This is a genomic window from Actibacterium sp. D185-2 (assembly GCF_054954595.1).
Map to the genome: position 1 here is coordinate 49,098 of NZ_JBPWNX010000005.1, position 20,646 is coordinate 69,743.

Consider the following 20,646-nt stretch of genomic DNA (forward strand, 5'->3'; position numbering starts at 1 on the left):
CGATGGCCGAGGCGCTGAAGCGGACGCTCGGGCTTGGCCTGCTGACCGCTTACGGCGTGGGTATCATGGTTGGCGCCGGCATCTATGTGCTGGTGGGGGCCGCGGCGGGGGCGGCCGGGGTCTGGGCGCCGCTGTCGTTTCTGCTGGCCGCGCTGGTTGCCGTTCCCACGGCGCTGTCCTTTTCCGAACTGTCGGCCCGCATTCCCGAGGCCGCCGGGGATTCCTCTTATATCGAGGTCGGGCTGCAGCGGCACCGACTGGCCATGGCCGTGGGCTGGATCAACGTGATCGCGGGCACGGTGGCCTCGGCCGCGGTTTTGCGCGGTGGTGTGGGCTATCTGACGTCGGTGCTGCCGGTGCCGTTCGCGCTGGCGGTGATCGGCCTGGGCGTGGCCATGACCCTGGTCGCGATCATCGGCGTGGTCGAAAGCCTGCTCTTCGCCGCCATCCTGACCGTGATCGAGGTGGTGGGCCTGCTGCTGGTGATCTGGGTCGGGTTCGGCGCGGTGCCGGTGCCCGACTGGCAGAACCCGCCGCCGCCGGAATGGACCGGGATTGTGGCGGCGTCGCTTTTCGCCTTCTTCGCCTTCATCGGGTTCGACGATCTGGTCAACATGGCCGAAGAGGCGAAGGCCCCTGAACGCAACATGCCCCGGTCGATCCTGATTGCGCTGGCGATCACCGCGCTGCTGTATGCGCTGGTGTCGATGGCCGCCGTACGCGCCGTCCCGCGCGATCTGCTGGGCGTCAGCGAGCAGCCGCTGGCGCTGGTCTGGGAAACCGCCACCGGGAAAAGTGCCACCTTCCTGTCGGTGATCGCGGTGGCGGCGGCGCTGAACGGTGTTCTGGCGCAGATCGTGATGGCGGCGCGGGTACTGTACGGGCTGGGCAAGCGATCGCCGCTGCTGGCGGTGTTCCGCCACGCGCATCCGCGCTTCGGCACGCCGGTGCTGGCCTCGGCGCTGGTGGGGGCGGCGGTGATCGGGGCGGCGATGACATTGCCGGTGGCGGCATTGGCCGAGATCACCTCGCTGGCGCTGCTGATCGTCTTCGCGGTGGTCAATGCCGCGCTGATCGCGCTCAAGCGTCGGGTGCCCGAGGCGCCGTTCCGCACCGCGCGTTTCGTGCCGTGGATGGGGATGTTGGCCTGTATCGGCGCCTTCGTCGCGTCGCTGGTGGTGACGCTATGATGCAGTCGCTGATCCTGGCCGCGCTTTGGGTGATTGCCGCGAGTGGCGTGGCGTTTTTGCCGATGCGCTTTCAATACGTGTTGGGGCTGGTGCTGTTGGTGCTGGCGGTGCCGCTGCTGGTGCTTTTGGCGGTTCAGCACAATGTGTGGATCGTGCTGGCGGCGCTGGCGGCGATCGTGTCGATGTTCCGCAAGCCGCTGTTCTATTATCTGCGCCGCGCGCGGGGCCTGCCCGCGACCCGCCCGCGCGATGCCGAGGGGGGCGGGCGATGACCCTGTCGCTGATCCTGGCCTGCCTGTGGGTGGTCGTGGCCACCGGCGCCGCCTATCTGCCGCCGCGCATCAACTGGCCGCTGGCCTATGGCCTGATCGCGGTGGGCATTCCACTGCTGGGGTTCGTGACCTGGGAAAACGGCCCGGTCTGGGGGCTGCTGGTGCTGGCGGCGGGGGCGTCGATGCTGCGCTGGCCGCTGATCTATTTCATCCGCTGGGCAAAGCGGGTGCTTCGCGCTAAACGTCCCTGACACGAAGGGGTGATCCGATGGCGAGTTTTACCGAAGTGCTGGTCTATGCCGGCTGGGGCGCGGCCCCGGTCGTGGCCTATCAGGCGTTGATGCACGGGCTGAACCGGGCCGGGCGGGGGTTTCTGGCGATTTTCGCGGTCTATAGCGCGGCGGTGATCGTCACCGCGCTGGCGGTGCGGGCCGATCTGGCGCGGGCCGGGTTCGGTGCGGTGTCGCCGGTCGGCGTGCTGCTGCCCTGGCTTGGCACCGGCGTGCTGTCGGCGGCGCTGTTCGCGCTGGGCCGCAAGGCGGGTGGGTCGGCGCGATGATCCCGATGCCCCCGGTACGCGGCACCCTGACCGAAAACCGCCCGCTGGCCGATCTGACCTGGCTGCGGGTGGGCGGCCCGGCGGACTGGCTGTTCCAACCCGCCGATCTGGACGATCTGCAGGCGTTTTTGCGCGCCCTCGATCCGTCGGTGCCGGTGTTTCCCATTGGCGTGGGCAGCAACCTGATCGTGCGCGATGGCGGTTTGCGGGCGGTGGTGATCCGGCTGGGGCGCGGGTTCAACGCGATCACGGTGGACGGGTCCCGTGTGACGGCGGGCGCGGCGGCGCTGGATGCCCATGTGGCGCGCAAGGCGGCGCAGGCGGGGGTCGATCTGACCTTTCTGCGCACCATTCCCGGTGCGATCGGCGGCGCGGTGCGGATGAATGCGGGCTGCTATGGCAGCTATGTCGCGGATCATTTCGTCAGCGCCCGCGCGGTGACGCGCGCGGGGGCGGTGGTGACGCTGGGCGCGCGCGATCTGAATTTCCGCTATCGCCAGACCGATCTGCCCGAAGGCCATGTGCTGATCGAGGCCACGTTCGAGGGCGCGCCGGCCGACCCGGCCATGCTTGAGGCGCGGATGGCGGACCAGTTGGCCAAGCGCGACGCGACCCAGCCCACGAAGGATCGCAGCGCGGGGTCGACCTTTCGCAACCCGGCGGGGTTCAGTTCGACCGGGCGCGCGGGCGACAGCCACGATCTGAAGGCGTGGAAGGTGATCGACGACGCCGGGATGCGGGGCGCCCGGGTGGGCGGGGCGCAGATGTCTGAAAAACATTCCAATTTCATGATCAACACCGGCGCGGCCACCGCGGACGATCTGGAAACTCTTGGCGAAGAGGTGCGAAAAAGGGTTTTCCAAAACAGCGGAATACAGCTAGAGTGGGAGATTATGAGGGTCGGCGAACCGGCCTCTTCGGAATAATCAAAATCAAGGGCCGGAAAAGGTCCTGACAAAGGCACACGAGGCGGGCATGTCGAGCAGGGCAGCCCCGAAAGTGGCGGTATTGATGGGTGGCCCCTCGGCTGAGCGCGAGGTGTCACTATCGACGGGGCATGAATGTGCAGCCGCCCTTCGGGCAGAAGGATTCCAAGTGACAGAGCTGGACGCAGGTCCGGACCTGCCCGCACGCCTTGTCGATCTTCAGCCCGATGTCGCGTTCAACGCCCTGCATGGCCGCTGGGGCGAAGATGGCTGTGTGCAGGGGCTGCTGGAATGGATGGGCGTGCCCTATACCCATTCGGGGGTTCTGGCCTCGGCCCTGGCGCTGGACAAGCAGCGCAGCAAGCAGGCCTTTGCCGCCGCCGGGTTGCCGGTGGTTGAAAGCTGCCTAGCCCGCACCGAAGAGGTGCGCGCGCGCCACGTTCTGCCGCCGCCCTATGTGGTCAAGCCGAACAACGAGGGTTCGTCGGTCGGGGTCTATATCGTGCACGAGGCGGCCAATGCGCCGCCGCAGCTGTCGGATGACATGCCCGATGTGGTGATGGTCGAGACGTTCGCGCCGGGGCGCGAACTGACCGCCTCGGTGATGGGCGGCAAGGCGTTGACGGTGACCGACATCCTGACCGATGGCTGGTATGACTATAACGCCAAGTATTCCGTCGGCGGATCGCGCCATGTGCTGCCCGCCGATGTACCGCCCGAGATATTCGCGGCCTGTCTGGACTATGCGCAGCGGGCCCATGTCGCGCTGGGCTGTCGGGGTGTCAGCCGCACCGATTTCCGCTGGGACGAAAGTCGCGGGCTGGACGGGCTGATCTTGCTGGAACTCAACACCCAGCCGGGCATGACGCCGACCTCGTTGACGCCGGAACAGGCGGCGCATTGCGGGATCTCCTTCGGGCAATTGTGCCGCTGGATGGTGGAAGATGCGTCATGCAACAGATGAGCCTCCCGCCATCGCCCCGGCGCGACCCGGCTCCGACGCGCCTGTCCTACCGGATGAACCGGCTGTGGCTGACGCCGCTTTACCGTGCGTTGATGCGGGTGGGGATTCCGTCTTTTTGCATGGTGTTCGCGGCGGGCTGGTTCCTGTCGGATGACGCGCGTCGCGAGGATATCGCGCTGCAGTTCACGGCAATGCGCCGCGCGATCGAGGAGCGGCCGGAATTCATGGTCAAGCTGATGGCGGTCGAGGGCGCCTCGGCCGAGGTTGACCAGGACATCCGCGAAATCGTGCCGCTGGATTTTCCGATGTCGTCGTTCGATCTGGACCTCGAAGGGATGCGCCGGACCATCATGGGGCTGGATGCGGTGGCCAAGGCCGATCTGCGGGTCAAGCCGGGGGGGATTCTGGCGGTACGCGTACAGGAACGGATGCCGGTTCTGATCTGGCGCGGCCGTCAGGGGCTGGAACTGCTGGACGGCGAAGGCCACCGCGTCGCGCCGCTGGAACATCGCGCCGAGCGGGCCGATCTGCCGGTGATCGCGGGCGAGGGCGCCGACGCGGTGGTGACCGAGGCGCTGGCGCTGCTTGACGCCGCGCGCCCGATCGCGCCGCGGCTGCGCGGGCTGGTGCGGATGGGCAACCGGCGCTGGGATGTGGTGCTGGATCGCGATCAGCGCATCCTGCTGCCCGAACAGGGCGCGGTGCAGGCGCTGGAGCGGGTGATCGCGCTGAACCAGGCCGAAGACATGCTGGAACGCGACATATCGGCAGTGGATATGCGAAACGCCGCCCGTCCGACCCTGCGCATGGCGCCGGGCGCGGTGCAGGAATTGCGGCGAATAAAAACACTTGAGGCAGGAGCAACCAACGGATGACCGATCTCTATCAGTCTCAGCGCGCCATGCGGCGGATGCGCAAACAGGCCATGGATCGCGGCGTGATCGCGATTCTGGATGTCGGCAGCTCCAAGATCGCCTGTCTGGTGCTGCGCTTCGACGGGCCGGATCGGTTTCGCGGCGGCGACGGGGTGGGCTCGTTGGCCGGGCAATCCAGTTTTCGGGTGATCGGCGCGGCGACGACCCGGTCGCGCGGCGTGCGCTTTGGCGAGATCGACGCCATGCAGGAAACCGAGCGCGCCATCCGCACCGCGGTGCAGGCGGCGCAGAAGATGGCCAATGTGCGGGTGGATCATGTGATCGCCTGTCTGGCCGGGGCGCAGCCGCGCTCTTATGGGCTGGACGGGGTGATCGACCTGGCCGACAGCGTGGTCAGCGAGGAGGACGTGGCCCGGGTGCTGGCCGCCTGCGACGTGCCGGATTTCGGGGACGGGCGCGAGGTGCTGCACGCCCAGCCGGTGAATTTCGCGCTGGATCACCGCTCGGGGCTGGGCGATCCGCGTGGCCAGATGGGCAACAGGCTGGCCTGCGACATGCATCTGCTGACCGTGGATGCCCATGTGATCCAGAACCTGCTGTATTGTATCAAGCGCTGCGATCTGGAACTGGCCGGCATGGCCAGTTCGGCCTATGTGTCGGGCATTTCAAGTCTGGTCGAGGACGAGCAGGAACTGGGCGCGGCCTGTATCGACATGGGGGGCGGCGCCACCGGCGTGTCGATCTTCATCAAGAAACACATGATCTATGCCGATAGCGTGCGGCTGGGCGGCGATCACGTCACCCAGGACATCTCCAAGGGATTGCAGGTGCCGCTGGCCACCGCCGAGCGGATCAAGACCTTCTACGGCGGCGTTGTCGCCACCGGCATGGACGACCGCGAGATGATCGAGATCGGCGGCGATACCGGCGATTACGAGCATGACCGCCGCACCGTCAGCCGGGCCGAGCTGATCGGCATCATGCGCCCGCGGGTCGAGGAGATTCTGGAAGATGTGCGCGCCCGTCTGGACGCGGCCGGGTTCGAGCATCTGCCCAGCCAGCAGATCGTGTTGACCGGTGGCGGCAGCCAGATCCCCGGCCTTGACGGGTTGGCCAGCCGCATTCTGGGCCAGCAGGTGCGCCTGGGCCGTCCGTTGCGGGTTCAGGGCCTGCCGCAGGCCGCCACGGGGCCGGCGTTTTCGTCTTCGGTGGGGCTGTGCCTGTTCGCGGCGCACCCGCAGGATGAGTGGTGGGACTTCGATATTCCCGCTGAAAGATACCCGGCGCGGTCGCTGAAACGGGCGGTTCGCTGGTTCAAGGATAACTGGTAACCGCAAGATGCTGCGAGATTGGCGAAATACCGCTGATTACTTCGGCAAAATCCCCAGATTTTGTGGCGTTTTCGCGTTTTTTTAGTGACCGGCACTGGTTCAACAGGTAGAATTGGGTGCAAATAACGGTGGGACCGTGCATTTGCTGGGGCAGGTGCTTAGTAAAAAAACAGGCGGATAGTTTTATGACACTGAACCTCATGATACCGGAGAGAGACGACCTCAAGCCGCGGATCACCGTATTCGGTGTCGGTGGGGCAGGTGGCAACGCGGTCAACAACATGATCGAGAAGCAGCTTGAAGGGGTCGAATTCGTTACCGCGAATACCGACGCGCAGGCGTTGCAGCAATCGCAGGCGACGGCGAAAATCCAGATGGGGGTCAAGGTCACCGAAGGGCTGGGCGCGGGGGCGCGCCCCTCGGTCGGGGCCGCGGCCGCCGAAGAAACCATCGAAGAGATCGTCGATCATCTGGCCGGCGCGCATATGTGCTTCATCACCGCCGGCATGGGGGGCGGCACCGGTACGGGCGCGGCCCCGATCATCGCGCAGGCCGCGCGTGAGTTGGGTGTGCTGACCGTCGGCGTCGTGACCAAGCCGTTCCAGTTCGAGGGCGCCAAGCGGATGCGCCAGGCCGAGGACGGGGTCGATGCCCTGCAAAAGGTCGTGGACACGCTGATCATCATTCCGAACCAGAACCTGTTCCGTCTGGCCAATGAAAAAACGACGTTCACCGAAGCCTTCAGCATGGCCGACGACGTGCTCTATCAGGGCGTCAAGGGCGTGACCGACCTGATGGTGCGCCCCGGCCTGATCAACCTCGACTTCGCCGACGTGCGCGCGGTGATGGACGAGATGGGCAAGGCGATGATGGGCACCGGCGAAGGCACCGGCGAGGATCGCGCGATCCAGGCCGCCGAAAAGGCGATCGCCAACCCGCTGCTGGATGAAATCAGCCTGCGCGGCGCGCGCGGTGTTCTGATCAACATCACCGGCGGATATGACCTGACCCTGTTCGAACTGGACGAAGCCGCCAACCGCATCCGCGAAGAAGTGGACGCCGAGGCCAATATCATCGTCGGCTCGACGCTGGACACCAGCATGGAAGGCACCATGCGGGTTTCCGTCGTGGCCACCGGCATCGACGCCAGCGAAGTGGTCCACGAAGCGCCGGTCGCGCGCCGCCGCATGGCCGCGCCGTTGCAGCCGACCGTTCAGGCCGAGGCCCCCGCGCCGCAGCCCGAGATCGCCGCGAAGGTCGATGCCGCGCCCGAGCCGTCGCTGTTCCAGTCTTACGATGCGCAAACCGCGCAGGAACAGGCCGAGCATATCTTCGAAGCCGCAGATGACGAGGTGCCGGCCCCGGCCTATCAGCCGCGCGCGGCCGAGCCCGTTGCCTATGCCGCGCCCGAACCGGCCGAGGAAGAAGCCTTCGTCGCGCCGCGTCCGCGTACGCCCGGCACCCCCTCGCCCGAGGCGCTGGCCCGGCTTCAGGCCGCCGTGTCGAAAGCGCCGCGCAGTTCTGGCGCGCCGCTGCGGGCCGAGGAACCGGCCCCGCAGGCCCAGGCCGACAAGGCCCGTTTCGGCATCGGATCGCTGATCAACCGCATGGCGGGTCACGGCCACGAAGCCCCGGCACGCGGCGGTCAGCCGCTGCGCCAGCAGCCGCCTTTGCATGGTCACCCCGACGATGCCGAACTGGACCCCGAGCAGGAGCGGATCGAAATTCCGGCCTTCCTGCGCCGCCAGGCAAACTGAATTCTGCACAGCAGCATTGCTGAAAAGGGCCGGGTTTTCCGGCCCTTTTCTATTTGTATATCAATGGGTTTTCCGGGGTCGCCGCAGCCGTTGGCGGGAAGTCGCCGAACCTGAACTTTCTATGTTTCAGCTCGTTGCAAAGATTGAATTGTGATCGCACCCCCTGCGGCGTAGGTCGAGTATGCCGGGATCAGGGGGATGCCCGGGGCAACAAATCAGGTGTCTATTGCAGACTACGCTCAAATCGAATGCCGTCTTTTCCGGGGTCGGATTGCATTCCGGTCAGCCGGTTCGGATGACCGTGCGCCCCGCCTCTGCCGAATACGGGATCTGGTTCCGCCGCACCGATGTGCTGGGCCTTGATCCGTTGATCCCGGCGCGCTGGGATGCGGTGCTGCCGTCGAAACTGTGCACCAGGCTGGCGAACGAGGACGGCGTGTCCGTCTCGACGGTCGAGCATGTGATGGCGGCGCTGGCCGGTTGTGGCATTCAGAACGCGCTGATCGAGATCGACGGCCCCGAAGTGCCGATCCTCGACGGCTCGTCCGCGCCCTTCGTGGCCGGGTTCATGGCCCGTGGCCTGCAACCGCTTGAGGCCCCCAACCGCGCGATCCGGATTCTGCGGCCGGTCGAGGTGATGAACGGTGCGGCCCGTGCCCGGCTGGAACCGGCCGAAACGCTGGAGATCGATTTCCACATCGAATTCGCGGATGCCGCCATTGGCCGTCAGGACAAGGCGCTGAACATGGCCAATGGCGCCTTCGTGCGCGAGCTGTGCGACAGCCGCACCTTCTGCCGCCAGGCCGATGTCGATGCGATGCGCGCCAATGGCCTGGCGCTGGGCGGCAATCTGGAAAACGCCGTGGTGGTCGAGGGCGACAAGGTGCTGACCCCCGGCGGGCTGCGCCATGACGACGAGGCCGTGCGCCACAAGATGCTGGATGCGCTGGGCGATCTGGCGCTGGCCGGTGCCCCGATCCTGGGCCGCTATACCGGCCACCGCGCGGGGCACGCCCTGACCAACAGTCTGCTGCGCGCCCTGTTCGCGCAGCCCGATGCCTACCGGATGGAAATCTGCGATGCGCGGATCGCGCGCCGCCTGCCTGGCGTCGGGGTGAAAACCGCCGATCTGCGGGCGGTCGCCTGAGCGGATAAAAACCGCTCCAAAGGCGTTTTGCACCGGATTTTTCTGTGCTAGGACACATGCAAGGCTGCGGTGGATTTCCCTCCGCCGCAGAAGCAGACGATGGGGTTGGGCGGTTCATGGGCAAGAGCAATTCGCGCGCGAATCTCGCCGGGGCGGTGACGGCATTGGTATTTCTGGCAGCGTGTGGCGGGGGCAGCAAAGAGCCCGCGCTCGACAGCTATTCCGCCGAGGATATCTATAAGAAAGCGGAATATGAACTGAACCAGGGCCCTCGCAACGCGGACGAGGCGGCGGTTCTGTTCACCGAGGTGGAGCGGCTTTACCCCTATTCGGAATGGGCCAAGCGCGGGCTGATCATGCAGGCCTATTCCTATCATCAGGCCAAGGATTACGAGAGCAGCCGCGCCGCCGCGCAGCGCTATATCGATTTCTACCCGGCCGATGAGGATGCCGCCTATGCGCAGTATCTTCTGGCGCTCAGCTATTACGATCAGATCGACCTTGTGGGCCGCGATCAGGGCCTGACCTATCAGGCGTTGCAGGCGCTGCGCACCCTGATCGAACGCTATCCCGACAGCGAATACACCCAGTCCGCGATTCTGAAATTCGATCTGGCCTTCAACCATCTTGCCGCCAAGGAGATGGAGATCGGGCGCTATTACCTCAAGCGCGGGCATTACACCGCCGCGATCAACCGGTTCCGCGTGGTGGTCGAGGATTTCCAGACCACGACCCACACCGCCGAGGCGTTGTATCGCCTGATCGAGGCCTATCTGTCGCTTGGCCTGGTCGATGAGGCGCAGACCGCCGGTGCGATCCTGGGCTACAACTTCCAGTCCACGGACTGGTACGAGGACGCGTTCAACCTGCTGCAGGGTCAGGGGCTCAAGCCCGAACTGATCGGCACCGGCTGGTTGCAGTCGGTCTATCGCCAGATGATCAGGGGCGAATGGCTCTGATCCGCCACGGGGGGACCTAGCCGATGCTGCGCAGTCTCGATATCCGGGATCTGCTGATCATCGACCGGCTGGAGCTTGCGTTCCAGCCGGGGCTGAACGTGCTGACCGGCGAGACCGGGGCGGGTAAATCCATTCTGCTGGATGCTTTGGGTTTTGTGCTGGGCTGGCGCGGCCGGGCCGAACTGGTGCGCGCCGGTGCCGATCAGGGCGAGGTCGTGGCCGTGTTTCAGCTTGCCCCCGGTCACCCGGCCCGCGCGGTGCTGCAGGAGGCCGGATTGCCGGCCGAAGATGAGCTGATCCTGCGCCGGGTCAACAGCGCCGACGGGCGCAAGACCGCCTGGATCAACGACCGCCGCGCCTCGGGCGACGTGCTGCGCGCGCTGTCGGACACGTTGGTGGAGCTGCACGGCCAGCAGGATGACCGCGGTTTGCTGAACCCGCGCGCCCACCGGGCGATGCTGGACGATTACGCAAGGCTGGCGTCGGAACTGGCCGCCATCCGTGCCGCCTGGCGCGATGTGGCCGGGGCGCGCAAGGCGTTGGCGGCGGCGCAGGTGGCGCTGGATGCAGTGCGCGCCGAAGAGGATTACCTGCGCCACGCGGTGGGTGAACTGGACGCGCTGGACCCGCAGCCGGGCGAAGAGGCCGTGCTGGACACGCAACGCCGCGCCATGCAGGCCGCAGACCGCATCCGCGAGGATATCGCCCGCGCCTTTTCCGCCCTTGGCGGTGACGGGGCCGAGGCGATGATGGGCGATGCCGCGCGCTGGCTGGACGGGGTTGCGGACAAGGCCGAGGGTCGGCTCGACGGTGCGCTGGATGCGCTGGGCCGCGCCATGATCGAGTTGGGCGAGGCGCAGCAGGGGGTTGAGGATTGCCTGCAGGCGCTGGCCTTCAACCCGGCCGAACTGGAAACGGTGGAGGAACGCCTGTTCGCCATTCGCGGCCTGGCCCGCAAGCATGGCGTGGCGCCCGACGATCTGGGTGGTTTTGCCGAGGATCTGCGCGCCCGGCTGGCGGCGCTGGACGCGGGCGAGGCCGATCTGGAGGCGCTGCGCGCCGCCCTGCGCACGGCCGAGGCAGCCTATCAGGTGGCGGCCGATGATCTGAGCACGCGCCGCGTGGCCGCCGCCGGGGCGCTGGACGCGGCGATGGCCGCCGAACTGGCCCCGCTGAAAATGGAGCGCGCGGTTTTCGCCACCGAAATCACCCGCGCCGCGCCGGGGCCCGAGGGGCAGGATGCGGTGGCCTTTACCGTGGCGACCAATCCCGGCGCGCCCTCGGGGCCGCTGAACAAGATCGCCTCGGGGGGCGAGCTGTCGCGGTTTCTGCTGGCGCTCAAGGTCTGTCTGCATGGCAATGACAGCGGCGTCACGATGATCTTCGATGAAATCGACCGCGGCGTGGGCGGGGCGACGGCGGATGCGGTGGGCCGGCGGCTGGCGGCGCTGGCGGCGGGCGGGCAGGTCCTGGTGGTGACGCATTCGCCGCAGGTGGCCGCGCAGGGCGGGCATCACTGGCGCGTGGCGAAACATGTGCAGGGTGGCATGACCCTGTCCACCGTCACCCCCGTGGCCGAGGCCGAGCGCGTGGACGAGATCGCCCGGATGCTGGCCGGCGACACGATCACCGAAGAGGCGCGCGCGGCGGCACGGGCCTTGCTGAACGGCTGAGGGCTGGACAGAAAAATCTTCCCGAAGATTTTTCAGGCTGAAGAATTTTCGTGAAAATTCTTCCTGTTACAATCTCAATTTCCGCGCACCATCTTGCCGGGGTTCATCAGGCCCATCGGGTCCAACGCGTGCTTGATCTGGCCCATCACGTCCCAACCCGCACCGTGCTCGGCTTCCATATAGCCCAGCTTGCCCATGCCGATCCCGTGTTCGCCGGTGACGGTGCCGCCCATTGCCAGCGCGCGCTCGGCCATGCGGTGCGACAGCGCCTTTGCTTCCTCCATCTCGACCGGATTTGCGGGATCGACCAGCAGGATTGCGTGGAAATTGCCGTCGCCGACATGGCCCAGGATCGGGCCGGGGATGGTGCCGCGGGCGATGTCGGCGCGGGTGTCCTCGACCGCCTCTGCCAGGCGCGAGATCGGCACGCACATATCCGTCACCACGCCTTGCGCGCCGGGGCGCGAGGCCAGGATCGCCCAATAGGCCTTGTGGCGGGCGTCCCACAGCGCGCTGCGCTCTTCGGTTTTGCTGGCCCAGCGAAAACCGGTGCCGCCCATATCGGCGACCAGGTCGCCAAAGCGTTCGGCCTGTTCGGCCACCCCTGCGTTTGATCCGTGAAATTCCACCATCAGATGCGGGGCCTCGGGTAGATCAGTGCCCGAATAGGCGTTGACCGCCGTGACCGAGGCCGCGTCCAGAAACTCGATCCGGGCCATCGGAATACTCATCTGGATCGTGGCGATCACCGTATCCACCGCCGCGGCGATACCGTCGAACGCGCAGACCGCCGCCGACACCGCCTCGGGCTGGCCATGCAGGCGAAGGGTCATTTCGGTGATCAGGCCCAGCGTGCCTTCGGACCCCACGAAAAGCCCGGTCAGGTCATAGCCCGCCGCTGATTTGCGCGCGCGGGTGCCGGTGCGGATGATCCGGCCATCGGCCAGCACCACCTCTAGCGCCAGTACATTGTCCCGCATCGTGCCATAGCGCACGGCGGTGGTGCCGCTGGCCCGTGTCGCCGCCATGCCGCCCAGCGTGGCATTGGCACCGGGATCGACCGGAAAGAACAGACCCGTCGCGCGCAACTCGCGGTTCAGATCCTCGCGCGTCAGGCCGGGCTGGACCATCACATCCATATCCGCCGGGTTCACCGCCAGAACCTTGTTCATGTCGCGAAAGTCGACGCAGACCCCGCCGCGTACCGCCAGCGCGTGACCTTCCAGCGACGTGCCCGCGCCCCAGCCGATGACCGGGCAGGCATGGGCGGCGCATATCCTGACGATCCCGGCCACCTCGGCCGTGGTGCGCGGATAGGCCACGGCATCGGGCGGGCAGTGTGGGAAATGGGTCTCGTTGCGGCCATGGGCGTCCAGATCGGGCTTGGACCGGCTCAGCCGATCGCCTAGAAGACTGGTAAGGGCGTCAAGCGCTTCGGGAATGGGCATCGTGCCTCCTGCAGGGTTCTGGCGCATCCGGGGCACCCTATGCCAGACGGGCGGCGCGGGGAAAAGCCCAAGGCCGCACAGCCCGGCGACAGGACGGAACCGCAGCAGATGGACGCGCCGCTTTCAGGCCGTGTGAAGCGCCAGAAGGAGGCGGCGGCCGATGCCATCCGCCAGGCGTGGTCGGTGCTGCGCCAGAAGGGACCGTCGCAATTCCAGTTCTGGGTGATCGCGCTGGCGGTCGGCATCGCCGCCGGATTCGCCACGCTGGGCTTTCGCAAGGCGATCGATCTGCTGCAATCCACGGTTTACGGGGTCGAGGATACCCACCTGCTGCACAGCTATGCCGAAACGCTGCCCTGGTACTGGGTGTTGGCGATTCCGGTCTGCGGCGGGCTGGCGGTAGGGCTGATCCTGCACCGGTTCACCGATGACGGGCGGGTGCGTTCGGTCGCCGATGTGATAGAGGGCGCGGCCCTGCACGAAGGCCGGGTGGAAACCAAGGCCGGCCTGGCCTCGGTGCTGTCGTCGCTGATCACCCTGTCCTCGGGCGGCTCGACGGGCCGCGAGGGGCCGGTGGTGCATATGGCCGCGCTGATTTCATCCTGGGTGTCGGCCCGGATCAACGCCAACGGAATCACCGGGCGCGAATTGCTGGGCTGCGCGGTGGCGGCGGCGGTCTCGGCCTCGTTCAACGCGCCGATCGCCGGGGCGCTGTTCGCGATGGAGGTGGTGCTGCGCCACTTCGCGGTCCATGCCTTCGCGCCGATCGTGATCGCCAGTGTGGCGGGCACGGTGATCAGCCGGCTGGAATTCGGCAACGTGACCGAATTCGCGCTGCCGCTCGACAATTCGCTGATCGTCTATGTCGAACTGCCGGCCTTTTTGCTGCTGGGGCTGGTCTGCGGGCTGGTGGCGGTGGCGCTGATGAAGGCGATCTTCTGGGCCGACGATCTGGGCAATTACCTGCAAAAGACCACCCACCTGCCGCGCTGGCTGCGCCCCGCAGTGGCGGGGGCGATGCTGGGCGGGCTGGCGGTGTTCTATCCGCATATCATCGGCGTGGGGTATGAAACCACATCCGCCGCGCTGACCAGTAACCTGCTGTTCCACGAGGCGGTGATCTTTGCCCTGCTCAAGGCGGTGGCGGTGGCGATCACCATGGCGGGCCGAATGGGGGGCGGGGTATTTTCACCGTCGCTGATGATGGGGGCGCTGACCGGGCTGGCCTTTGGCATCGTGGCCACCTCGATCTTTCCGGCGGTGTCGGGCGAGGAAACCCTGTACGCGCTGGCGGGCATGGGGGCGGTGGCGGCGGCGGTGCTGGGCGCGCCGATCTCGACCACGCTGATCGTGTTCGAACTGACCGGCGACTGGCAGACCGGGCTGGCGGTGATGCTGGCGGTCTCGATCTCGACTGCGCTGGCGTCGAAACTGGTGCACCGCTCGTTCTTTCTGACCTTGCTGGAACGCAGCGGCAAGCATGTGGCCGCCGGGCCGCAGGCCTATCTTCTGTCGCTTTACAAGGCGTCGGTGGTGATGCGGGCCAAGGGCAGTCCCGGCGCGGCCTCGCCCGAGGCCTGCCAGGAGTTGATGGAAACCGGGGTGATGCTGAACCCGAGTGCGACGCTGGAAAAAGCGCTGCCGCTGTTTGCCGAAACCGGCCACAGCTTCATCCCGGTCGTGGCCCCGGCCAGCGGTGCGGGCCCGGCCATGCTGCTGGGGGCGTTATTTCATGTGGATGCGCTGACCGCCTATAACCGCGCGCTGGCCGCCACCGCGGCCGAGGAACATTCCTGAACGGGTGCGGTTACAGCCGCTCCACCGCCACCGTGTCGCTGACATGGAAGGCCAGGTGGTCCTTGATCTGCTCCACCCCGGCAAGCGGGTCCTCATAAGACCAGGCCGCGTCGGTCAGGGTCTGGCTTTTGGTTTCGATCGCGTAATAGCGCGCCTCGCCCTTATGCGGACAGGTGGTGCGGCGGTCGGTGGCATCCAGAAACGCCATCGCGATATCGGCGCGGGGGAAATAGATCACCGGGGCCATGTCGCCCTCGATCAGTTCCAGCGCGTTGGCGCTTTCGCCCAGCACGGCGCCACCGGCGCGGACCACCCATTTGCCATCGGCCTTGCGGATCGTGATGTGGTTTGTCATGCCTGTTTCCCCTATTTCAGACGCGGTCGCATACTGCCGGGGGTTCATGACAGTTCCATGTCGCGAAGGCCAGCCCGCGCGTGTCGCAGGGGGGATCACAGCGGGGCGGTGGCGGCGGCCAGCCAGGCACGCGCGCTTTTGGATACGCGCGGCGCGATCTGTTCGTGGACCTGCGCGTGATAGGCGTTCAGCCAGCCGCGCTCGTCGTCATCCAGCATCGCGGGCAGGATCAGCCGCCGGTCGATCGGCACGAAGGTCAGGGTGCGGAACGACAGCATGTCGCGCGCATCGGCGCCGGGCAGGGCAGCGGCCTGTTCAACCACGATCAGGTTCTCGATGCGGATGCCGAAGGCGCCCTCGCGGTAATAGCCAGGCTCGTTCGACAGGATCATGCCCGGCTGTAACGCCACATCCGACAGCCGCGACAGCCGCTGGGGGCCTTCATGCACGCTCAGATAGGCGCCGACGCCATGGCCGGTGCCGTGGTCGTAATCCTGCCCGGCCAGCCACAGCGGATAGCGCGCCAGCGCATCCAGATCGCGCCCGGCCAGCCCGCGCGGCCAGCGTGCCCGCGACATGGCGATCATGCCTTTCAGAACCCGGGTGAAGCACTGCTTTTCCTCGGTCCCGACCTCGCCCACGCCGATGGTGCGGGTGATGTCGGTGGTGCCATCGATATATTGCCCGCCGCTGTCGATCAGCAGCAGCTCGCCCTTGGCGATCTCGCGGTTGGTCTTGCGGGTGACGCGGTAATGCACGATGGCACCGTTCGGGCCGCTGCCGGCGATCGTCTCGAAGCTGATGTCGCGCAGCCGGTTGGTGGCGCGGCGGCAGACCTCCAGTTCGGTCACCACGTCGATCTCGGTCAGCCGTCCGCCCGGCGCGGTGGCGTCCAGCCAGCACAGGAACTCGACCATAGCGGCGCCGTCGCGCAGATGCGCCTCGACCGCGCCGGCGATCTCGGCCGGGGTCTTGCAGGCCTTGGGCAGGATGCAGGGATCTTCGCCCCATTCCATCACCACGCCTGCCTCGTTCAACTGCCCGGTGACCCAGAACGGCGCGCTGGTGCGGTCCACCCGCACCGGCCCGGTCAGGCTGCGCAGCCCGGCGGCGAAGGCCGTGACCGGGCGCAACGTGACCTGATCGCCCAGATGGGCGCGCAGGGTGTCGTCGCATTTGGCCGGGTCGGCAAACAGCGTCAGCCGCGCGTCGTCATGCAGTACCGCAAAGCCATGCGGCACCGGGTTGCGGGCGATGTCGCTGCCGCGGATGTTCAGCAGCCAGGCGATGGAATCGGGCAAGGTCAGCACCGCGGCCTTCTGCCCCGCCGCGCGCAGATCGGCGGCGATCCGGGCGCGCTTCGCGTCGTGATCGGTGCCTGCCAACGCCTCGGGGTAGGGGGTGATCTGGCCCAGCGGCGGGCCGGGCTGGGTGTCCCATATCCGGTCGATCAGGTTGCCGGTCTCGGACAGGGTGATGCCGCTGCCCTCCAGCCCTTGTACAAGGCTGTCGATCTGCTCGAACGTATGCAGCCAGGGGTCGAACGCGACCACGCCGCCCCCCGGCAGCGCGCTCCGTAGCCAGTCGGCCAGCTTCACCTCGGGCCAGGGCACCGGGGTGAAGCTGGCCGGATCGACCTGCGCCTTGACCTGCACCCGGTAGCGCCCGTCGATGAACACACCGGCCCGGTCCGACAGCGCCGCCGCGAACCCGGCAGAACCGGTGAATCCGGTCAGCCAGGCCAGCCGCTCGTCGCGCGGGGCGACATATTCGCCCTGATGTGCATCGGCGCGCGGGATCAGAAAGCCGTCGACCCCCTCGGCCCGCATCACCGCGCGCAGGGCGGCCAGCCGGGGCGGCCCCTGATCCGGCCGCGTCACCGCCTCGAATGTCTGAAACATGCGCCCGCGCTCCTGCCTTCTTTTTCGCTGAAATATCCCCGCCGGAGGCAAGAAAATTCTTGTTCCGCCCTCAACTGGCCCGCTTGATCCCGATCATGCGCGCCCGCGCGCGGGGATCGCTGTCGAACAGGCCGGCCAGTTGCTCGGTCATCGCGCCGGCCAGCTGTTCCACATCGGTGATCGTCACCGCCCGCTCGTAATAGCGGGTCACGTCATGGCCGATGCCGATGGCGATCAGTTCGACCGCCTTCTTCTTTTCGACCATCGCGATCACGTCGCGCAGATGCTTTTCCAGATAGTTCGCCGGGTTCACCGACAGGGTGCTGTCATCCACCGGCGCGCCGTCGGAAATCACCATCAGGATCTTGCGCGCCTCGGCCCGGCCCATCATGCGGCGGTGCGCCCATTCCAGCGCCTCGCCGTCGATGTTTTCCTTCAGCAGCCCTTCTTTCATCATCAAACCCAGATTGGTCCGGGTCCGGCGCATCGGCGCATCGGCCTGTTTGTAGATGATATGGCGCAGATCGTTCAGGCGGCCGGGCTGCTGGGCGCGGCCCTCGGCCAGCCAGCGTTCGCGGTTCTGCCCGCCCTTCCAGGCGCGGGTGGTGAATCCCAGGATCTCGACCTTGACGGAACAGCGTTCAAGCGTGCGCGCCAGCACATCGGCGCAAATCGCGGCGATGGAAATCGGCCGACCCCGCATCGAGCCCGAGTTGTCCAAAAGCAGCGTCACCACGGTGTCACGGAATTCGGTGTCCTTTTCGACCTTGAACGACAGCGGCGTCGTGGGGTTGGCCACGACGCGGGCCAGCCGCCCGGCATCCAGAATGCCCTCTTCCAGATCGAACTCCCAACTGCGGCTTTGCTGGGCCTGAAGGCGGCGCTGCAACTTGTTGGCTAGGCGGCTGACCGCGCCTTTCAGCGGTTCCAGCTGTTGATCGAGATAGGCGCGCAGCCGTTCCAATTCGGCCGGTTCGGCCAGATCCTCGGCGCGGATTTCCTCGTCGAATTCGGTGCTGAAGACCTGATAGTTCGGATCGGCGGCGGAATGCGGCGCGGGGGCGGGGGGCTCGATCGGGGCTTCGCCCTCGGGCAGTTCGGCCTGATCCGACATTTCCATATCGGCGCTGTCATCCATCGAGACCTGGGCCTCGGCGGCGTCCTGACTGTCGTCCTGATCCTGCTCGGGCGTGGCGTCGCTGTCATCGGCGGACTGCTCGTCGTCCTCGCCGGTGCTGTCGGGCTGTTCCTCTTCCTCTTCGCTGGCCTCGCTTTGATCCTCGGCGTCATCCTCGGCCATGTCGGGATCGTCGCCCAGCTGATCGCCGTAGCCCAGATCGGAAATCATCTGCCGCGCGAATTTGGCAAAGGCGGTCTGGTCGGCCAGGATTTCCTGCAGATCGTCCAGCGTATCGGCGGCCTGTTCCTCGATGAAACCGCGCCACAGTTCCATCACGTTCTGTGCGCCCGCGGGCAGGTTGCGCCCGGTGGCCAAATGGCGGATCAGATAGCCGGCGGCCACGGCCAGCGGCGCATCGGCGGCGGCGGAGATCTGATCATAGCCCTTGCGCGCGGCCTCGGCCCCGATCATCGCGTCGATATTTCCGGCGGTGCCGGGCATGGCGCGGGCGCCCACGGCTTCGCACCGGGCGGTTTCCATCGCCTCGTACAGATCGCGGGCCATCTCGCCCTGGGGCAGATAGCGGGTATGGGTGGTGCCGTCGTGATATTTGCGGCGCAGCGCATAGGCATCGGCGGTGCCGCGCGCCAGCAGCACCTCGTCGCGGGTCATGCGGCGGCTGATCTGCGGCAGGCGGACGGCGTCAACGGTCATGCCCGGCGGATCGACCGAATAGATGACGCCCAGGTCGGGGTCGTCGGCCATGACCTTGGTGGCCTCGGCCAGCGCCTTCTTGAACGGATCGGCGGGGTTGTCGGATTGGGTCATGGCTGTTCTCGGGTCTCGGGCTGGGTTGTGGCGAAATCATCGCAGGTCCGGGCAAGCCTGTCGAACATGTCCTGACTTTCGCGATTGCCGTCGATCATGAAGGATTTATTCATCAGCAGCATCAGGGGCCGCTGTTCCGAAATATAGGCATCCACCGCAGTGGCGTCCCCGCCGCCCAGCCGGATCGCGGCGGCGCGGAAATCAGCGGCCACACGGTACGCGTCGGCCGCGTCGCCCGACGCGATGGCATAGCGGCTCTGAAAATCGCCATAGCCCAGCCAGAAGGCGGCGCATTGGGCGGCGGGGAAGAGGGCGCGCTGTGCATCACTTGCCGCATGTGCCGCACCTGAAACGGCCACCAGGGCGGCGGCGATGTACGGCAGGGATGGGCGGCCCGGTCTCACCCCAGGCTCATGCTCGCAGCACTTTCCGGCAGTTCCTCGTCGAAACAGCGCTGATAGAACTCGGCCACGGTCTGGCGCTCCAGCTCGTCGCATTTGTTCAGGAAGGACAGCCGGAACGCATAGCCCACGTCGCGGAAGATGCTGGCATTCTGCGCCCAGGCGATCACCGTCCGGGGGCTCATGACCGTGGACAGATCGCCATTCATGAAGGCGGTGCGGGTCAGGTCGGCCACGGTGACCATCTGGCTGACGGTCTTGCGGCCCTTTTCGGTGTTGTAGGTCGGGTTCTTCGACAGCACGATCGCGGTTTCGGCGTCGTGGCTGAGATAGTTCAGCGTGGCCACCAGCGACCAGCGGTCCATCTGGCCCTGGTTGATCTGCTGGGTGCCATGATAAAGGCCGGTGGTGTCACCCAGGCCGACCGTGTTGGCGGTGGCGAAGATGCGGAAATACTTGTGCGGGGTCAGAACCTTGTTCTGGTCCAGAAGGGTCAGTTTGCCGTCGACCTCCAGCACCCGCTGGATCACGAACATCACGTCGGCGCGGCCGGCATCGTATTCGTCGAACACGATCGCGGTCGGGTTGCGCAGCGCCCAGGGCAGGATACCTTCCTGAAATTCGGTGACCTGCTTGCCGTCGCGCAGTTTGATCGCGTCCTTGCCGATCAGGTCGATCCGGCTGATATGGCTGTCGAGGTTGACGCGCACGCAAGGCCAGTTCAGCCGGCTGGCGACCTGTTCGATATGGGTCGATTTGCCGGTGCCGTGATAGCCTTGGATCATCACCCGGCGATTATGGGTGAAGCCCGCGAGGATCGCCAGCGTGGTGTCGGGGTCGAACTTGTAGGTGCTGTCCCACTCGGGCACGCGGTCGGTGCGGTCGGCAAAGCCCTTCACGATCATGTCGGAATCGATTCCGAACACCTCGCGGACAGAAATCTCTTCGGTGGGTTTCGCGTTTATATCCATCGTGCCGTCCGCCATTGTCGCCTCGTCTGCCGCATGGGCGTGCCGTAACGACCGCCCAGACGATTTAGTGGAACATATCGCGAGGGGGTGCAAGGGGAACACCCGCCGGGTGGGCCAAATACCGCAGCCCTGCCGCTCACGGCGGGGGCAAGTGATTGTGAGATGACAGTGT

At 66.5% G+C, this 20,646-nt stretch carries 19 protein-coding genes; 13 read left to right on the plus strand and 6 right to left on the minus strand.

The features are described 5' to 3' along the window. Window positions 1–2 precede the first annotated feature (2 nt). The 12 genes from ACSR1C_RS10625 to recN all read left to right on the plus strand — a co-directional run bounded on the left by ACSR1C_RS10625 (window position 3) and on the right by recN (window position 11,653). Window positions 3–1,190 (plus strand): APC family permease, encoded by a 1,188-nt coding sequence (locus ACSR1C_RS10625; RefSeq protein WP_460259495.1) that lies wholly within the window; start codon window positions 3–5, stop codon window positions 1,188–1,190. Next, window positions 1,187–1,462, plus strand: a complete 276-nt coding sequence (locus ACSR1C_RS10630; RefSeq protein WP_460259494.1) for a DUF2484 family protein — start codon at window positions 1,187–1,189, stop codon at window positions 1,460–1,462. Before ACSR1C_RS10625 ends, ACSR1C_RS10630 begins: the two co-directional genes overlap by 4 nt. Beyond that, on the plus strand, window positions 1,459–1,713 hold the full coding sequence (locus tag ACSR1C_RS10635) for a DUF2484 family protein (RefSeq protein WP_460259493.1): 255 nt from the start codon (window positions 1,459–1,461) through the stop codon (window positions 1,711–1,713). The genes ACSR1C_RS10630 and ACSR1C_RS10635 overlap by 4 nt, the downstream gene beginning before the upstream one ends. Window positions 1,714–1,730: 17 nt before the next feature. Continuing rightward, entirely contained in the window at window positions 1,731–2,021 is a 291-nt protein-coding gene (locus ACSR1C_RS10640; protein WP_460259492.1) for a hypothetical protein, read from the plus strand. Further along, window positions 2,018–2,947 (plus strand): UDP-N-acetylmuramate dehydrogenase, encoded by a 930-nt coding sequence (gene murB / locus ACSR1C_RS10645; RefSeq protein WP_460259491.1) that lies wholly within the window; start codon window positions 2,018–2,020, stop codon window positions 2,945–2,947. The genes ACSR1C_RS10640 and murB overlap by 4 nt, the downstream gene beginning before the upstream one ends. A gap of 49 nt (window positions 2,948–2,996) precedes the next feature. Beyond that, window positions 2,997–3,911 (plus strand): D-alanine--D-alanine ligase, encoded by a 915-nt coding sequence (locus ACSR1C_RS10650; protein WP_460259490.1) that lies wholly within the window; start codon window positions 2,997–2,999, stop codon window positions 3,909–3,911. Further along, on the plus strand, window positions 3,899–4,786 hold the full coding sequence (locus ACSR1C_RS10655) for a cell division protein FtsQ/DivIB (RefSeq protein WP_460259489.1): 888 nt from the start codon (window positions 3,899–3,901) through the stop codon (window positions 4,784–4,786). Before ACSR1C_RS10650 ends, ACSR1C_RS10655 begins: the two co-directional genes overlap by 13 nt. Beyond that, window positions 4,783–6,117: a cell division protein FtsA gene (gene ftsA / locus ACSR1C_RS10660; protein ID WP_460259488.1), complete on the plus strand. Its 1,335-nt coding sequence runs from the start codon at window positions 4,783–4,785 to the stop codon at window positions 6,115–6,117. The genes ACSR1C_RS10655 and ftsA overlap by 4 nt, the downstream gene beginning before the upstream one ends. Before the next feature lie 185 nt (window positions 6,118–6,302). Beyond that, window positions 6,303–7,874 carry a cell division protein FtsZ gene (gene ftsZ, locus ACSR1C_RS10665; RefSeq protein ID WP_460259487.1) on the plus strand — a complete coding sequence of 524 codons (1,572 nt, stop codon included), beginning with the start codon at window positions 6,303–6,305 and terminating at the stop codon, window positions 7,872–7,874. 226 nt (window positions 7,875–8,100) lie between these two features. Next, window positions 8,101–9,021 (plus strand): UDP-3-O-acyl-N-acetylglucosamine deacetylase, encoded by a 921-nt coding sequence (gene lpxC, locus ACSR1C_RS10670; RefSeq protein WP_460259486.1) that lies wholly within the window; start codon window positions 8,101–8,103, stop codon window positions 9,019–9,021. Between the two features lie 116 nt (window positions 9,022–9,137). Then, on the plus strand, window positions 9,138–9,980 hold the full coding sequence (locus ACSR1C_RS10675; protein WP_460259485.1) for an outer membrane protein assembly factor BamD: 843 nt from the start codon (window positions 9,138–9,140) through the stop codon (window positions 9,978–9,980). Between the two features lie 23 nt (window positions 9,981–10,003). Then, window positions 10,004–11,653 carry a DNA repair protein RecN gene (gene recN / locus ACSR1C_RS10680; protein WP_460259484.1) on the plus strand — a complete coding sequence of 550 codons (1,650 nt, stop codon included), beginning with the start codon at window positions 10,004–10,006 and terminating at the stop codon, window positions 11,651–11,653. A 74-nt stretch (window positions 11,654–11,727) separates the two neighbouring features. Here the strand turns inward: recN and ACSR1C_RS10685 are convergent, their stop codons facing one another. Next, entirely contained in the window at window positions 11,728–13,101 is a 1,374-nt protein-coding gene (locus tag ACSR1C_RS10685) for an FAD-binding oxidoreductase (RefSeq protein WP_460259483.1), read from the minus strand. 108 nt (window positions 13,102–13,209) lie between these two features. Between ACSR1C_RS10685 and ACSR1C_RS10690 the strand changes: the two genes are divergently transcribed. Continuing rightward, window positions 13,210–14,898 carry a chloride channel protein gene (locus ACSR1C_RS10690; protein WP_460259558.1) on the plus strand — a complete coding sequence of 563 codons (1,689 nt, stop codon included), beginning with the start codon at window positions 13,210–13,212 and terminating at the stop codon, window positions 14,896–14,898. Between the two features lie 10 nt (window positions 14,899–14,908). Here ACSR1C_RS10690 and ACSR1C_RS10695 read toward each other — a convergent pair whose 3' ends face one another. The 5 genes from ACSR1C_RS10695 to cobS form a co-directional block, all read right to left on the minus strand. Beyond that, window positions 14,909–15,253 carry a DUF427 domain-containing protein gene (locus ACSR1C_RS10695; protein ID WP_460259482.1) on the minus strand — a complete coding sequence of 115 codons (345 nt, stop codon included), beginning with the start codon at window positions 15,251–15,253 and terminating at the stop codon, window positions 14,909–14,911. A gap of 95 nt (window positions 15,254–15,348) precedes the next feature. Continuing rightward, entirely contained in the window at window positions 15,349–17,154 is a 1,806-nt protein-coding gene (locus ACSR1C_RS10700; protein ID WP_460259481.1) for an aminopeptidase P family protein, read from the minus strand. Between the two features lie 70 nt (window positions 17,155–17,224). Beyond that, entirely contained in the window at window positions 17,225–19,102 is a 1,878-nt protein-coding gene (cobT, locus tag ACSR1C_RS10705) for a cobaltochelatase subunit CobT (protein WP_460259480.1), read from the minus strand. Further along, window positions 19,099–19,506 carry a hypothetical protein gene (locus ACSR1C_RS10710; protein ID WP_460259479.1) on the minus strand — a complete coding sequence of 136 codons (408 nt, stop codon included), beginning with the start codon at window positions 19,504–19,506 and terminating at the stop codon, window positions 19,099–19,101. Before ACSR1C_RS10710 ends, cobT begins: the two co-directional genes overlap by 4 nt. Further along, window positions 19,503–20,489 (minus strand): cobaltochelatase subunit CobS, encoded by a 987-nt coding sequence (gene cobS, locus ACSR1C_RS10715; protein WP_460259478.1) that lies wholly within the window; start codon window positions 20,487–20,489, stop codon window positions 19,503–19,505. Before cobS ends, ACSR1C_RS10710 begins: the two co-directional genes overlap by 4 nt. Window positions 20,490–20,646 lie beyond the last annotated feature (157 nt).

Bases quoted from the DNA above. Each gene is read 5' to 3' on its own strand.
- ftsZ (WP_460259487.1), top strand. From the start codon at position 6,303: ATGACACTGAACCTCATGATACCGGAGAGAGACGACCTCAAGCCGCGG.
- ACSR1C_RS10675 (WP_460259485.1), top strand. From the start codon at position 9,138: ATGGGCAAGAGCAATTCGCGCGCGAATCTCGCCGGGGCGGTGACGGCA.
- ACSR1C_RS10690 (WP_460259558.1), top strand. From the start codon at position 13,210: ATGGACGCGCCGCTTTCAGGCCGTGTGAAGCGCCAGAAGGAGGCGGCG.
- cobT (WP_460259480.1), bottom strand. From the start codon at position 19,102: ATGACCCAATCCGACAACCCCGCCGATCCGTTCAAGAAGGCGCTGGCC.
- ACSR1C_RS10625 (WP_460259495.1), top strand. From the start codon at position 3: ATGGCCGAGGCGCTGAAGCGGACGCTCGGGCTTGGCCTGCTGACCGCT.
- ACSR1C_RS10695 (WP_460259482.1), bottom strand. From the start codon at position 15,253: ATGACAAACCACATCACGATCCGCAAGGCCGATGGCAAATGGGTGGTC.
- recN (WP_460259484.1), top strand. From the start codon at position 10,004: ATGCTGCGCAGTCTCGATATCCGGGATCTGCTGATCATCGACCGGCTG.
- ACSR1C_RS10700 (WP_460259481.1), bottom strand. From the start codon at position 17,154: ATGTTTCAGACATTCGAGGCGGTGACGCGGCCGGATCAGGGGCCGCCC.
- ACSR1C_RS10650 (WP_460259490.1), top strand. From the start codon at position 2,997: ATGTCGAGCAGGGCAGCCCCGAAAGTGGCGGTATTGATGGGTGGCCCC.
- ACSR1C_RS10630 (WP_460259494.1), top strand. From the start codon at position 1,187: ATGATGCAGTCGCTGATCCTGGCCGCGCTTTGGGTGATTGCCGCGAGT.
- ACSR1C_RS10655 (WP_460259489.1), top strand. From the start codon at position 3,899: ATGCAACAGATGAGCCTCCCGCCATCGCCCCGGCGCGACCCGGCTCCG.
- ftsA (WP_460259488.1), top strand. From the start codon at position 4,783: ATGACCGATCTCTATCAGTCTCAGCGCGCCATGCGGCGGATGCGCAAA.
- cobS (WP_460259478.1), bottom strand. From the start codon at position 20,489: ATGGCGGACGGCACGATGGATATAAACGCGAAACCCACCGAAGAGATT.
- ACSR1C_RS10635 (WP_460259493.1), top strand. From the start codon at position 1,459: ATGACCCTGTCGCTGATCCTGGCCTGCCTGTGGGTGGTCGTGGCCACC.
- ACSR1C_RS10640 (WP_460259492.1), top strand. From the start codon at position 1,731: ATGGCGAGTTTTACCGAAGTGCTGGTCTATGCCGGCTGGGGCGCGGCC.
- murB (WP_460259491.1), top strand. From the start codon at position 2,018: ATGATCCCGATGCCCCCGGTACGCGGCACCCTGACCGAAAACCGCCCG.
- ACSR1C_RS10685 (WP_460259483.1), bottom strand. From the start codon at position 13,101: ATGCCCATTCCCGAAGCGCTTGACGCCCTTACCAGTCTTCTAGGCGAT.